Below are 12658 nucleotides of genomic sequence, written 5' to 3' on the forward strand. Positions count from 1 at the left end.
AGTTACGCGAGCGCGACGCGGACGGAATCGCCGCCTGCTGAGGCAACGAGCGTACCGCCACCGCGCGGTTGAATGACCCACACCGTGCCGTCGTCGCCAGTGGTTCCAACCTGCTCGCCGTCGAGTGTGAGGGTACCATCGACTGGGTCGCCCGTGCGCGCATCGACGAGCGTGACGTTCATTGGCCCGCTTGGATGGGTCGTCTCTACGGTGAGCGTGAGGCCGTCCTCACCGCCGGTTATTGGTGGGTTCGTCGGGATTTCATCGAGGTCTTTTGTCTGTGTTTCGTAGAACACGTCGCCTGTGCCGCCGTCAAGATAGCTCTGGAGCGTCCCGTGGCTGTGTGGCAGTTCGATTGGATAGACGCCAACGAAACCGAACTCAAGCGAGCCGTAGTTGCGGCCGCGACTGTGGTTTACCGCCCACGGGTGCAGTTCTTTTGCGCGTTCTTCGACCCGGTCTAAGTCACCGCTGTACTGGTCTGGAGCGGCTGGGTCTCTCGCGGTTGGAATCGAAACCTCGCGCACGTACTCGGTGCCCGCAATCGTGGCGAAAACGACGCCCGTGTCAGAGGTTTCTACGTACACCGTCCGGGGCGTGGCGCGCCCCTCAACGACGAGCGAGGAGTGGTCGCGGATGGGGCCGTGCAGTTCGAGCAGTGAGACTTGTAACTCCCGGAGGCTGGTCTCAATCTGTGTGTCTTGGACATCGTTTGCGGCGGTTTCGAGCGAGTCAAGTCGGTCTTCGAGCGATTCCGCGACGAGCGCGATTGCGGCAAGTTCGCGGACGAGTTCGTCGGTCGTGAGCGTGCCACTGTTGTAGGCGGCGAGCGCGTCGCGCTTGCGCTGTTCGAGCGCCGCAACGTCGGTGGTGAGTTGGTCGAGTTCGCTCTGGAGAATCGACCGTTGTTCTGCACTCCCGCTCGCGACAGCGAGGCGCTCTTCGAGTGACAGCGCGCCCCACCGCGCGTGAAGCCCTTCGTTCTGTGCGGCAAGCGCTGCGCCAACGTCGAGCGAAGCGGTGCCGTAGCCGGTTCGTTCGAGGTCGTCGTCGGCAATCGTGAGATAGGCAGTGGTGTTGTTTGCAGGAACGACCGGGGCGGATTGGGTATAGAGCTGCCCTCCGGCGGGCACGGCAACGGCGCTGGCTAAGAGCAAAACGACCAGCGTGAGAGTGAACGCGAGAGTGCGACGCATCTACATCCATCTATCCACCGGCAGTACAAAAAGTCAGTTGAAGCTTCGTCACGGCGTGAGCGAGCGTCTGAGCGAGGCCGAGACCGTTTAAAGCCGCCTGAGACGTTTTATATTGGATAGAAAGCGTTTTGCCCCCGTGCTGAGCAGAAAAGGATATGCGGTCACGCGTCGCCGCGATCTGTGCCCTCCTCGTAATACTCAGTGTTGCGGTGCCCGGAGCGGTTGCCACTAGTGCTGGGCTGGGAGCCACCGCCCTCCAAGCAGAACCGGCGAACGAAGGCGTGACGATGACGATAGACCTCCAGCCAAACGGCGATGCGCGCTGGGAGGTCTCGACGGAGTTCAGTCTGGATTCAGAAAATGAGACAAGAGCGTTCGAAACGCTCGCCTCCGAGTTCGAAGACGGGAACTCAGATGTTGGCTTCTCGGTCGATATTTTCAAGCGGGCAAGCAAGGCGGCGAGCGAGCACACCGGCCGTGAAATGGCCATCGAAGGCGTTGCTCGCAGTCACAGCGTTGAGAACCAAACGGGGCGGCTGACGCTCATTTTTACGTGGACGAACTTCGCAACGGTCACCGCAGACGACTACCGCGTTGGTGATGCGTTCAACACCTCCAGTGGGACGTGGTTGCCGGAGCTTCGAGCCGACCAGCAGCTCGTGATGCTGCCGCCAGAAGGGTTCGCAGTGAGCAGCGCTCCGATTGGGTTCCGTAACGAAACGCTGCGCTGGGAAGGGCCGGCCACGTTCACCGAGGACGACCTCGAAGTGACCTACCGCCCGGCAGACGTAGAAACACCACAGCCACCGCCGGAGCGAAACTGGGTGGCGCTTATCGGCCTTCTAGTGCTCGCGCTTTTGGTGCTCGCACTCGCGGCCTACATGTGGTACGTCCGGCGGGAGGACGAACCGACAGCTCCAGCGGCGAGCGCAAACGGTGGCGATAGTGAATCAGAGCCAAGGGGTACCGACACAGACAACGAGGCTGCGAGCGACCCCGCCGAGCCAGCAGCGGACGTCGATCTCGACCTGCTGAGCGACGAAGAGCGCGTCGAGCGGCTCTTGCGCGCAGAAGGGGGGCGCATGAAACAGGCAACCATCGTCAAAGAGACCGGGTGGTCGAACGCGAAGGTCTCCCAACTGCTCTCTGCGATGGACGAAGCGGGCCAAATCGAGAAACTGCGGATTGGTCGGGAGAACCTCATCAGCCTGCCTGACGGCGAGTCAGACGCCGAAAATTAAATTCTACGTCATGTGTATGCCGTTTTGAAAACGTTTAACCAGCGCAGGGAGCCATTTAGAGTGAGCATGAAAGTCCTTGTCACCGTAAAGGAGGTGGCAGAAGTCGAAGACGAGTTCGAAATTGACGGACTCAAAATCGACGAGCGCTACCTTGACTACGACTTGAACGAGTGGGACGACTACGCGGTCGAAGAGGGTGTCCAAATCGCGGAGGAAAACGACGACGTCGAAGTCGTCACCGTCACGATTGGTCCAGAGCGCGCAGAGGAGACCATCCGGATGGCCCTCGCGAAAGGCGCAGACCGCGCCGTCCGTGTCTGGGACGACGCCCTCGAAGCAGCTGACTTCGTTGACGTCGCCACCAAGACCGACATCCTCGCCGCCGTGGTCGAGGAAGAACAGCCAGACCTCATCTTGACCGGTGTACAGGCAAGCGACGACGCCTTCGGCGCGACCGGCGTTTCGCTCGCAGACGCCATCGACTTCGAGTGGGCAGCCGTCGTGAACGCCCTCGACCTCGATGTCGAAGCTGGCGTTGCCAACCTCCGTCGTGAACTCGAAGGCGGTATCGAGGAACTCACAGACGTCGATATTCCAGCCGTCTTGACCATCCAGACGGGTATCAACGAACCGCGCTACGCCTCGCTCCGTGGCATCCGCCAAGCCCAGAGCAAGGAGATTGCGCCAAAGAGCCTCGGTGACCTCGGCCTCGATGCCTCGGTCATCGACAGCGAGATTACCCTCACCTCCATGTACGAACCAGAGTCCGAGAGCGACGCCACCATCTGGGAAGGCAGCGCAGACGAGACCGCCGGGAAGCTGGCTGAGTTCCTCCGCGACAAAGGAGTTGGTCAGGCATGAGCGACGTGCTTGCCATCACCGAACACCGCCGCGGCGAACTCCGCGACGTCAGCTACGAACTCATCACGGCTGGCCGCCAGCTCGCAGACGACCTCGGCGGGGACCTTCACCTCGCCGTCATCTCCGGGGACGTCTCTGGCTTCGCAGACCACCTCAACCGCGAGGGCGTGGACACCATCCACACCGTAGACGAAGGCGAAGAGTTCAACCACGACGTGTACACGCAGGTTATCACCCAACTCTACGACGACCTGCAGCCCGGTGCGGTCGTGATGCCGAACTCCGTAAACGGTCTCGACTACGCGCCAGCCGTCGCAAACCACTTATCCCTCCCACTGGTCACTGACGCCATCGACTTCGCAGCAGACGGCGCGTTAGAAGTCACCCGCGAGCAGTACGGCTCGAAGGTCGAGACAACCGTGGAAGTCGACGCAGACCACGTGGCGCTCACCATCCGCCCCGGCGAATGGCCAGCCGCAGAAGGCACGGGCGACGCAGACATCGTCTCCTTCGACGCAAGCATCGACGAGTCCGCCGTCAAATCGACCGTCACCGGCTTCGAAGAAGTCGGCGGCGGCGACGTTGACATCACGGAAGCGGACATCCTCGTCTCCGTTGGCCGCGGTATCAAAGAAGAGGAGAACATCGAACTCGTCGAGAAACTCGCAGACGCCCTCGGCGCGACGCTCTCCTCCTCGCGCCCGATTGTGGACAACGGTTGGCTGCCAAAGAACCGGCAGGTCGGCCAGTCCGGGAAGGTCGTCACGCCAGACGTCTACATCGCCATCGGCATCTCTGGCGCAGTGCAGCACGTTGCTGGCATGAAGGGTGCAGACACCATCATCGCCATCAACACCGACCCGAACGCGCCAATCTTCGACATCGCCGACTACGGTATCGTCGACGACCTGTTCGACGTGGTGCCAGCGCTGACCGAACAGTTCCAGTAACGACCAATTTTTTGGTCCACCGTGAGACGCGACGCGTCTCACGAGCCTTCGCTCGCTGACGCTTGCGAAGACAGACTTTTGCCGTCCGAACGCAGTGAGGACGGGAAAAAGGTGGTCGCACGTGGTGCCAGCGCTGACCGAACAGTTCCAGTAAGCGTCCTCGATTTTCCGTTTTTCACGGCTCAAAAAGAGTGGGCAGCGGCGGCTGTGTCCTCAGTTGTCGAGCGGTGGCGCAGTTTCCGGCGGTTCTCTCGTGTCTGCGACCTGTTCGAAGGCGTACGCGAGCGAGAGGAGCGTTGCTTCATCGTACGGTTTCCCGATAAGTTCGACGCCTGCTGGGTGACCGTCGGGCGACAGTCCGGCGGGAACGGAGACAGCACAGAGCCCAGACTGTGAGGCGAGGACGGTGTTCGTCGGGAACGTCAGCGTGTCGAGTTCACCGGCTTCGATGGCTTCTGCCGTTGGCGGGATGACCTGTGCGTCGGGGCACAACAGCACGTCGAGGTCGTTTTCGGCGTAGACGTTCAGCACGTCGCGCTGGAATTTGAGCTGGGCGGCGACGCTTTTCCAGTAGCCCGGTTCCTGTTCGGGGTCGTCGGGGCCGTCTTCGGCGATGCCGATGAACAGGTCGAGAATGTCGTGGTACTGGCCGGAGTCGTAGAGTTCGGCGACCGAATCGACGGGTGCGTCGTCGCGCGCAGCGAAGAAGGCGTTGAGGTCGCGTTTCGACTGGAGGATGTAGAGCGACGTGGCGTCTAAGTGCTCGTCTAAATTCGGAATTTCGACCGAGTCAACGATGGTCGCGCCTGCGTCCTGCATCGTTTCGATTGCGTCATCCACGAGCGTGGTGACGGGGCCGCTGTCGGGGTCGTCCGCCGCGCCGAATGCGTCACGCAGAACGCCGATTCGAGCGCCGGCGAGCGCATTCGCATCCAGTTGGTCAGTATAGGAGCCAGCGTCGTCGGTGAGTTCGGTGGCGGCGGTGTACTCGTCGGTCTCGTCGTAACCGACGGCGACGTCTAAGACGACGGCGAGTTCCTTCGCGGTTCGCGCCATCGGGCCGGGCGTGTCCTGTGAGACGACGAGCGGCGACATCCCGTTCCGACTCAGCAGACCCGGCGTCACGCGGATGCCAAACAGGTTGTTGTACGCAGACGGGAGGCGAATCGACCCGCCCGTGTCCTCGCCAATGCCAACAGCGCCGAGGTTGGCGGCGACCGCCGCGCCAGTGCCGCTTGAGGAGCCACCGGGGTCGCGGTCGAGGTCGTAGGGGTTCTTCGTTCGGCCGTTGACCGACGAGTAGCCGAACCACGAAGTCGCCCAGTCGGGGAGGTTGGTTTTTGCGAGGATGACGGCGCCGGCGTCCTCCAGCTTCGTGATGAGCGTCGCATCGGCTGCGGGCTGGTAGTCTGCGAACGCTTCTGAGCCGAACGTCGTCGTGATGTCTGCGGTCTCGACCTGGTCTTTGACGACGAACGGGATGCCGTGAAGGGGGCCAACCAGTCCGTCTTCTTCGAACGCCGCGTCGAGTTCGTCGGCTCTGTCGGTGGCGTTCGGGTTGACGGTGATAATCGAGTTGAGCGCGGGGCCGTCCGCGTCGTAGGCGTCGATACGGGCGAGGTAGCGCTCGACGAGTTCCCGGCAGGTGAGGGCGTCTGCGTCGTAGGCGGCGTGGATGTCGTCGATAGTGGTTTCAACGACATCGAAATCGAGTGTCATAGAGTCTCATAGGGACGTTTCTGAGCGAGAGGCATAGTCGTTCGTTCACCGGAGAGAAACGATGTGTTTGAGACGACTGTTCTGCCCACGTACTCGTCGAAGTTGTCCGAAGAACCGTCACGTACTTTTTTCGCCCACCCTCAGTTCCCGGTAATGGAGTATCTGGAGCGCCGACGCGAGATGGTCGAGACACGGTTGGAGGAGGTGCTCGGCGACATCGAGCCACCGGCGCTCGCCGCGCAGATGCAACACGTCACGCTTTCGGGCGGCAAGCGCGTCCGTCCGATGGTGACCGTACTGTCGTGTGAGGCCGTCGGCGGCCGCGCAGAGGACGCCATAGACTTCGGCGTCGGCATCGAACTCGTCCACAACGCCTCGCTCGTGGTCGACGACATCATCGACGACTCGGACATCCGCCGAGGCGTCACGAGCGCGTGGGCCGAGTTCGGCTACGGCCCGTCGATTATCGCCTCCGACGGCCTGCTCGGCGAGGCGTTTTCACTGTTTTCGAGCAACGGCCGCGCCATGGAAGCCGTCTCCGAGTCGATGGTCGAACTCGGTGAGGGCGAGGCAACAGAACTCGTCGCAAAACCCGAAAACGAGGCCGAATACATGGTGCTCGCCCGGCGGAAGACCGGGTCGCTGTTTCGCGCCGCCGCCGAGTTGGGCGCAATCGCTGCGAAGGCCGACGAGGAGACGGTGACCGCCTTTGGCGAGTACGCAGAGAAGGTGGGGATTGCCTTCCAGATCCGCGACGACGTGCTCGACGCGGTGGCAGACGCAGAAGAACTCGGCAAGCCAACGGGCATCGACGCCGAGATGGACCGCCCCTCACTCGTCCAAATCACCGAACTCACGCCCGAGGAGGCGAACGAACGGGCACGCGCGCACTCGGACGCCGCCCTCGACGCACTCGACCGCGTGAACGCTGCTGACTCCCAAGCCCTCGATTACCTCCGAGACTTAGCCGAGTTCGTCGTCGTCCGCGAGCGATGAGCCTCGGCCTGCGCCGTGGAACTGTCTCCCTCCACCCCCACGACCCGGCGTGGCTGGAGGCGTTTTCGATAGCCGCCCGCGAGTTACGCTCGATTATCGGCGACGAAATCGACCGCATCGAACACGTCGGCAGTACCGCAATACCCGACCTTCCTGCGAAACCCATTCTCGACGTGGTCGTGGTCGTTGCTGATTTGGAGCGTGCCGAAGCGTTGGTGCCAAAAATCCAGAGCCTCGGCTACGAGTTCAAGCCCGATGACCCACTCGCTGGCCGCCTGTTTTTCGTCCGCGGACCAGAGGAAACGCGCACCCACCACCTCGCGGTGGTCGAAGCCGGGAGCGAGTCGCTCACAGAGTATGTCGCATTTCGAGATGCGTTGCTCGCAGCCCCGGCGTTAGTCGAGGAGTACGCAGACCTGAAACGAGCCCTCGCAAAACAATACGCAGACGACCGCGAGACGTACGCGGAAAAGAAGTCTGTGTTCATTCAATCGGTGCTCGAATCGACGGGCTAACCGTTACTCGGTGTCCCAGTCGAGGGGCGTCATCGGCCCAAAGACGAACGCAACGATGAACAAAAGGCCAGCGAGAAATGTGCGCGGTTCAGTTTCGTACAACAATGAAACGCCAAGCGTGAGCACCAGAAGAATGATTCCGAGGCGTGCAACGTGGTCGGCCATGCGTTGCGTTCAAAGATTCGTGAGGTAACGGTCGGTCTAGTACTCTTCGCGCTCGATTTCTGCGAGGTGGGCTTCGATTTCTGGGTACTCTGAGGTGTCGATGTAGCCACAGATGCCGCCGCCGTAGAACGAATCGGGAATTTCCGGGCCGGAGAGCAACATCCGCGGGTCGCCATCGACGTGGTTCACCTTGTCGAGGGGGATGACGCGGGCGAGGCGTGGCTCTTTTCGCAGGCACACTGCCACGCTCTCTTGGACGAGGATGCAGTCGAACTCCTGTGGCTCGTACTCATCGACTTGGTAGACGGTCGGTCTCATGCTCATGGGGGAGTGTTAGGCGGCCAACCAGTAAATAGTCTCTCAGGGTGGGTCAGGCTTCGACGGGGCGGGCGAAGTGGGTTTCTGCTACCGCGAAGGCGAGCGTCGAGGCGAGCGCCAGCAGCGTCCCACCGGTGAGTGCCGCCGCGAGAAATGAGAGCGTGACGAGGCCGAGGAAGTAGGCGCTCACGGCGTGGAGGACGATGGCGATGGCGAGGACGTAAAACGGCGCGTTCAGGTAGCGCCACTTGAACGTCGAATCGAGGTACTCGTCGGTCACGCGCCCCAAACTCGTCGTGATGCCCGCGGCGGCGAACCACCGGACTGCACCGTAGAGGAGCGCCGCGATGACGTAGAGGGCGTTCGGTTGACCGCCGGGCGTCGTCGCCTCAATGCGGTTTAACATCTCCATCCCGCTCACCCCGCCGATGAGGAGGAGGGTGCCCGCGACGACGTAGGCGATGAGCGTGACGCGCCCGGCATAGAGGCCGCGACGGAGGCGGTCTGCCCAGCGGTCGATTGCCTCCTCCAACCCGAGGCCGCGAAACAGGACGTAGAGGCCGATGAGGCCGGAGGTCACCCCGAACACCGACCCCGGCAGGTTGAGCGAATCGGCGATGATGGCAAGTGGGTAGATGAGCAGGAGGATTCCAAGCGGGACGAGAATCGTCCCCCGGGTTTCGGGGTCGTTCAGCACCTGCTTGATGGTGTAGTACATCGACTCTAAGTCCTGTGCTTGGCGGACGATGACCCGGCGGACGCCGTCGATGCGAACCCGCGAGCGGATGACGGGAATCACCGACTCGTCCTGTGCGCCGTCGGTGACGACGAGCGCGCGGACGTCTTCGCCGGTCGAGAGACTTGCGAGGACGGTATCGACTTCCTCACCAACCTTCCGATTTGCGGCGATGTCGCTTCCTTCAAGGCCGGTGACGGCGGCGACTTCGACGGTCTCGTCTTCGATGGTGTCGAGGATGTGAATGCCCTCGAACAGGACGTTCACGTCCGAGTCCTCGGGGTCTGCCGTGGCGAGTGCAACCGCGGCGGCTTCGACGGCGTCTCTGCCGATAACCGGGGTCTGAAGCCCCGTCTTTCGGCCGAGGTCGTCGTCCAAGTCAATGCACAACACGAGCAGCATTATCGAAGGCTAGGAGAGACTGCCGTATAACTGTTTTCTGGCGCTAGTGGGTGAGGTCTGATTCGCTCACCGTCGGGTTGTTCTTCTCATCGTTTCGCGCAAGCTGGAGGCCAATGACAAGCACCGGGAGCAACAGAAGTCCACCGAGGGCGAACGGCGACCAGTAGCCAATCGCGGCGTAGATACCCCCCATCAAAACGGGGCCGAACGTGCGTGCGAGACTCCCCGAGCCTTGAGTCAGTCCGAGCGCGCTTCCTTGCCGGTCTGCGCTCGCGTTCTGCGAGACGAGCGTCGTGAGCGTGACGTTGACGACGCCGTTGCCGAGCGAGAGGACTGCGAGCACCGCAAGCAGGCCAAGCAGTTGCTCGGTTAGAAACGGCGCGACGCTGGTGAGACTTGGGAACAACAGTTCGCCAACGAGCGGCGCGGCCGGAATCCCGAACAGGGAAATCGTGAGCAGGGCGGTTCCCGCGACCGCCAGCCGGCTCTCGGTGTAGCGTTTGGTCAACCGGCCGATGAGCACGCCTTGGACGAGGACGCCGAGCACGCCGATGTAGGTGAGCAGGAGGGCGCTTTGTGACTCCGTGTACCCGTAGATGTCCGCGACAAAGGGGATGAACATGATTTGGACCCCCGAAAACGCAAACGAGATGAGGAAAAACGCGATGAGCAGGCCGCGCACGTTCTCGTTGGTGATGGCGCTTTTGAGCTGTGCGAGCTGCGATTCGTAGACGCTCGGCGTATCGGCGAGTTCGCGCGATTCGGGGAGAAAGCGGTAGGCAACGAGGAAGTTGAGGAGGGCGAGAAACGCCGCGACGAAACTCGGGAGCGAAAACTGGTTGATGGCGACCCACGGGATGAGGTTCTGGAAGAAGTTCACGACGACCTCAAAGGTGAACACCGCGCCGATTCCGGGACCGAAGATGAAGCCGAGACCGAACGCCGCGCCAAGGAGCCCGAGGCTCTTTGCACGCTCCTCGGGCGGTGTCACGTCCGCGACGTAGGCTTGGGCAGCGGCGATGTTCCCGCCCATCGCGCCCGCGAGCATACGCGAAACAAATAATAGAAAGAGGCCTTCTGCGAGGCCGAACAGTGTCCACGCGATGGCGCTCCCGAGCACCGAGAGGAGGATGACCGGCCGCCGGCCGCGGCGGTCTGAGAGTTGGCCAAGGATGGGCGCGAACATGAACTGCATCGCCGAATAGGAGGCCGCAAGGAGGCCAATGACGAGTTCGTTTGCGCCAAACGCGCGGACGTAAAACGGCAGGATGGGGATGATGATACCAAAGCCAAGCAAGTCGAGAAAGACCACCGCAAAGACGATGCTGATGGTGCGCCGAGAGCGAGCAGCCATACCGCGACACACGTCAACAAGAGGGATAAGTCGTCCGCGCGAGTCGCACAGTTTTTAGGGCTCGACAGGTAAGAGAGCCGATAACGGATGATTTCGAAGGGCTGCGAACAGTGCGCCAAGGGGGGCAAAATGGTGCTGTTCGTCTATGGATACTGTGACCAGCGAGACTGTTTCTACTGTCCGCTTGGGGAGAATCGCAAGAACGTGACCCAGGTGTACGCAAACGAGCGGCAGGTCGAGTCCGACGAAGACATCATCACCGAAGCAAAGCGGATGGACGCCCTCGGCACCTCGATTACCGGCGGCGAACCACAGGAAGCGATGGACAAGACGTGCCGGTACCTCCGCCTCCTGAAAGACGAGTTCGGCGAGGACCACCACACCCACCTGTACACTGGGATTACGGGCGGACGCGAGAACATGCGCCGGCTCGCAGAAGCCGGCTTAGACGAGATTCGCTTCCACCCGCCGTACGAGCTCTGGGGCGACATGCACGGCACCGAGTGGGAAGAAATCCTCTACATCGCCCGCGAAGAAGGCCTCACCCCCGCCTTCGAGATTCCGGGCATCCGCGCAGAACGCGAGTTCATCGAGTTCTTAGATGAGGGTGCGGCGGATTTCTGTAACATCAACGAGTTCGAGATGAGCGAGGGCAACTACGAGCGCATGCAGGCGGAAGGCTACGAACTCCGCGAAGGCCACATGAGCGCCGTCGAAGGCTCCCACGACATCTTAGAAGAAATGGCCGCCCACCCGAAGGTCTACTTCTGTACCTCGGTGTTCAAAGACGCCGCCCAGCACCGGAATCGCCTGAAACGCATGGCCAAGAACCTCCGCCGCGAGTTCGACGACGTGACCGACGACGGCACACTCGTCTACGGCAAGACGTGGATTACGCCCGCAGAACTCGAAGCCCTCGGCGTCCCCGAAGAGTTCTACACCGTCAAAGAGAGTCACGTCGAGATTGCGTGGTGGCTCTTAGAGGAGATGGTCGAAGACGGTGACGTGGAGAAAGGCGAGATAGTCGAGCAGTATCCAACGGTTGACGGGACTGTGGTTGAGCGGACGCCACTAGCGTAATCGACTGAATTTTTTTGTTCGGCTTTTTGCAAGCGAGCGCAGTAAAAAGGTGAGATGGTACGGCTGTCGAGCGGACGCCGCTCGCGTAACCAAGCTATTCTCGTTCCCCTGACTCTCTTGCGTTCCCGGAGTTACACAGACGCAAGCGTTTAGACTGCGGCCTCTAAACGTAGGCCATATGCCCGACTGTCCACTCGCGGATGAATGCCCCAAGTTCAGTGAACACATCCAGGGGATGGGGTGCCAGCACTACGGGGACAAAGGCGGGGCTGAGTGGTGTAGCCACTACAATCAGCCAATCCGCGATCTGAAGTCACAGCCGGTGAAAATCGGCGAAGAAGTCGTCGTTGACGTTACCGACATCCACGAGAGTGGGGCCGGAGTGGGCCGGACCGAGGACGGATTCATCATTTTCGTAGACGGCGTGCTCCCCGACGCCCGCGCACGCGTGAAGATTACGAAGGTACGGTCGAATCACGCTCGTGCAGACCCACTCGAGCGGCTCCCAATGGAGCCGGAAGAAGAAGCCGACGAAGCGAACGCTGAAGACGACGAAGCGGGCGGCTACAGCAAGCCAAAACGCCCCGAGCGTCTTGGCAGCCGCGACAATTTCTGGGGCAGCTAGTCCGACAGTGATGAGCGACGACCCAACACTCGACGTTGACGCGCTGCTCGACCGCATTGGATTCGACCCCGACACGAGCATTCTCACCCGACGGCAAGCGGAGGTGCTCGCACTCCGCGAACAGGGCGAAGCCCAAGCCACCATCGCAGACCTTCTTGGCACGTCGAGGGCGAACGTCTCAAGCATCGAATCGAGCGCGCGGTCGAACATCGAAAAAGCCCGCGAAACCGTCGCGTTCGCCGAGACGCTCCGTGCGCCGGTACAGATTACCGTCGACGCCGGAACCGACCTCTACGACGTGCCCGCCCAAGTGTACGGCGCGTGCGACGACGCGGGCGTGAAAGTCGGCCACACCGCCCCCGAACTGATGAAAGTCGTCGGCGACGAGGCGGGCGACGCCGTGACCGGCCGACAGGTGGTCAAAGCCCTCCTGATTGGCGTGACCCACGAAGGCGTGGTTCGGGTGCGCCGCGCCGAGCAGTCATAGAGGGAAAACGCGT

Annotated in this window: 14 protein-coding genes; 8 read left to right on the top strand and 6 right to left on the bottom strand. The window is 61.8% G+C overall.

Annotation, left to right across the window (positions count from 1 at the left end; translation table 11 throughout):
* Positions 1-2 precede the first annotated feature (2 nt).
* The gene (locus tag V5N47_RS06310; RefSeq protein WP_338730021.1) at positions 3-1196 is read right to left on the bottom strand and encodes a hypothetical protein; all 1194 of its coding nucleotides are present in this window, start codon (positions 1194-1196) and stop codon (positions 3-5) included.
* 155 nt (positions 1197-1351) lie between these two features.
* Between V5N47_RS06310 and V5N47_RS06315 the strand changes: the two genes are divergently transcribed.
* The 3 genes from V5N47_RS06315 (at position 1352) to V5N47_RS06325 (ending at position 4248) form a co-directional block, all read left to right on the top strand.
* Positions 1352-2437: a hypothetical protein gene (locus V5N47_RS06315; protein WP_338730022.1), complete on the top strand. Its 1086-nt coding sequence runs from the start codon at positions 1352-1354 to the stop codon at positions 2435-2437.
* Positions 2438-2503: 66 nt separating this feature from the next.
* The gene (locus V5N47_RS06320; RefSeq protein ID WP_338730023.1) at positions 2504-3298 is read left to right on the top strand and encodes an electron transfer flavoprotein subunit beta/FixA family protein; all 795 of its coding nucleotides are present in this window, start codon (positions 2504-2506) and stop codon (positions 3296-3298) included.
* Entirely contained in the window at positions 3295-4248 is a 954-nt protein-coding gene (locus V5N47_RS06325) for an electron transfer flavoprotein subunit alpha/FixB family protein (protein WP_338730024.1), read from the top strand. Before V5N47_RS06320 ends, V5N47_RS06325 begins: the two co-directional genes overlap by 4 nt.
* A gap of 213 nt (positions 4249-4461) precedes the next feature.
* On the opposite strand, the gene V5N47_RS06330 is transcribed toward V5N47_RS06325, so the two are convergent.
* Positions 4462-5967 carry an amidase gene (locus V5N47_RS06330; protein ID WP_338730025.1) on the bottom strand — a complete coding sequence of 502 codons (1506 nt, stop codon included), beginning with the start codon at positions 5965-5967 and terminating at the stop codon, positions 4462-4464.
* Positions 5968-6120: 153 nt separating this feature from the next.
* Between V5N47_RS06330 and V5N47_RS06335 the strand changes: the two genes are divergently transcribed.
* Positions 6121-6963 (top strand): polyprenyl synthetase family protein, encoded by an 843-nt coding sequence (locus V5N47_RS06335; RefSeq protein WP_338730026.1) that lies wholly within the window; start codon positions 6121-6123, stop codon positions 6961-6963.
* Positions 6960-7478, top strand: a complete 519-nt coding sequence (locus V5N47_RS06340) for a GrpB family protein (protein WP_338730027.1) — start codon at positions 6960-6962, stop codon at positions 7476-7478. Before V5N47_RS06335 ends, V5N47_RS06340 begins: the two co-directional genes overlap by 4 nt.
* A gap of 3 nt (positions 7479-7481) precedes the next feature.
* Here the strand turns inward: V5N47_RS06340 and V5N47_RS06345 are convergent, their stop codons facing one another.
* Genes V5N47_RS06345 through V5N47_RS06360 form a run of 4 tightly spaced genes read right to left on the bottom strand, consistent with a single transcriptional unit; the run spans position 7482 to position 10453 of the window.
* The gene (locus tag V5N47_RS06345; protein ID WP_338730028.1) at positions 7482-7643 is read right to left on the bottom strand and encodes a hypothetical protein; all 162 of its coding nucleotides are present in this window, start codon (positions 7641-7643) and stop codon (positions 7482-7484) included.
* 36 nt (positions 7644-7679) lie between these two features.
* The gene (locus tag V5N47_RS06350; protein WP_338730029.1) at positions 7680-7967 is read right to left on the bottom strand and encodes a hypothetical protein; all 288 of its coding nucleotides are present in this window, start codon (positions 7965-7967) and stop codon (positions 7680-7682) included.
* 46 nt (positions 7968-8013) lie between these two features.
* Complete coding sequence (locus tag V5N47_RS06355; protein ID WP_338730030.1) at positions 8014-9099, bottom strand: DUF373 family protein; 1086 nt, start codon at positions 9097-9099, stop codon at positions 8014-8016.
* A 43-nt stretch (positions 9100-9142) separates the two neighbouring features.
* Positions 9143-10453: an MFS transporter gene (locus tag V5N47_RS06360; protein ID WP_338730031.1), complete on the bottom strand. Its 1311-nt coding sequence runs from the start codon at positions 10451-10453 to the stop codon at positions 9143-9145.
* 87 nt (positions 10454-10540) lie between these two features.
* Between V5N47_RS06360 and V5N47_RS06365 the strand changes: the two genes are divergently transcribed.
* From V5N47_RS06365 to V5N47_RS06375, 3 genes are all read left to right on the top strand, one after another.
* Positions 10541-11533 carry a radical SAM protein gene (locus V5N47_RS06365; protein WP_338730032.1) on the top strand — a complete coding sequence of 331 codons (993 nt, stop codon included), beginning with the start codon at positions 10541-10543 and terminating at the stop codon, positions 11531-11533.
* Between the two features lie 178 nt (positions 11534-11711).
* A complete protein-coding gene (locus V5N47_RS06370) occupies positions 11712-12158 on the top strand; it encodes a TRAM domain-containing protein (protein WP_338730033.1) in 447 nt (148 codons plus the stop codon).
* Positions 12159-12168: 10 nt separating this feature from the next.
* Positions 12169-12645: a Tfx family DNA-binding protein gene (locus tag V5N47_RS06375; protein WP_338730034.1), complete on the top strand. Its 477-nt coding sequence runs from the start codon at positions 12169-12171 to the stop codon at positions 12643-12645.
* Positions 12646-12658: the final 13 nt, after the last annotated feature.

This window comes from Haladaptatus sp. DJG-WS-42 (assembly GCF_037198285.1).
Classification (GTDB): domain Archaea; phylum Halobacteriota; class Halobacteria; order Halobacteriales; family Halococcaceae; genus QDMS2.

Excerpts from the sequence above, each read along its gene's own strand:
- V5N47_RS06310 (WP_338730021.1), bottom strand. The coding sequence starts at position 1,196 with ATGCGTCGCACTCTCGCGTTCACTCTCACGCTGGTCGTTTTGCTCTTA.
- V5N47_RS06315 (WP_338730022.1), top strand. The coding sequence starts at position 1,352 with ATGCGGTCACGCGTCGCCGCGATCTGTGCCCTCCTCGTAATACTCAGT.
- V5N47_RS06320 (WP_338730023.1), top strand. The coding sequence starts at position 2,504 with ATGAAAGTCCTTGTCACCGTAAAGGAGGTGGCAGAAGTCGAAGACGAG.
- V5N47_RS06325 (WP_338730024.1), top strand. The coding sequence starts at position 3,295 with ATGAGCGACGTGCTTGCCATCACCGAACACCGCCGCGGCGAACTCCGC.
- V5N47_RS06330 (WP_338730025.1), bottom strand. The coding sequence starts at position 5,967 with ATGACACTCGATTTCGATGTCGTTGAAACCACTATCGACGACATCCAC.
- V5N47_RS06335 (WP_338730026.1), top strand. The coding sequence starts at position 6,121 with ATGGAGTATCTGGAGCGCCGACGCGAGATGGTCGAGACACGGTTGGAG.
- V5N47_RS06340 (WP_338730027.1), top strand. The coding sequence starts at position 6,960 with ATGAGCCTCGGCCTGCGCCGTGGAACTGTCTCCCTCCACCCCCACGAC.
- V5N47_RS06345 (WP_338730028.1), bottom strand. The coding sequence starts at position 7,643 with ATGGCCGACCACGTTGCACGCCTCGGAATCATTCTTCTGGTGCTCACG.
- V5N47_RS06350 (WP_338730029.1), bottom strand. The coding sequence starts at position 7,967 with ATGAGCATGAGACCGACCGTCTACCAAGTCGATGAGTACGAGCCACAG.
- V5N47_RS06355 (WP_338730030.1), bottom strand. The coding sequence starts at position 9,099 with ATGCTGCTCGTGTTGTGCATTGACTTGGACGACGACCTCGGCCGAAAG.
- V5N47_RS06360 (WP_338730031.1), bottom strand. The coding sequence starts at position 10,453 with ATGGCTGCTCGCTCTCGGCGCACCATCAGCATCGTCTTTGCGGTGGTC.
- V5N47_RS06365 (WP_338730032.1), top strand. The coding sequence starts at position 10,541 with ATGATTTCGAAGGGCTGCGAACAGTGCGCCAAGGGGGGCAAAATGGTG.
- V5N47_RS06370 (WP_338730033.1), top strand. The coding sequence starts at position 11,712 with ATGCCCGACTGTCCACTCGCGGATGAATGCCCCAAGTTCAGTGAACAC.
- V5N47_RS06375 (WP_338730034.1), top strand. The coding sequence starts at position 12,169 with ATGAGCGACGACCCAACACTCGACGTTGACGCGCTGCTCGACCGCATT.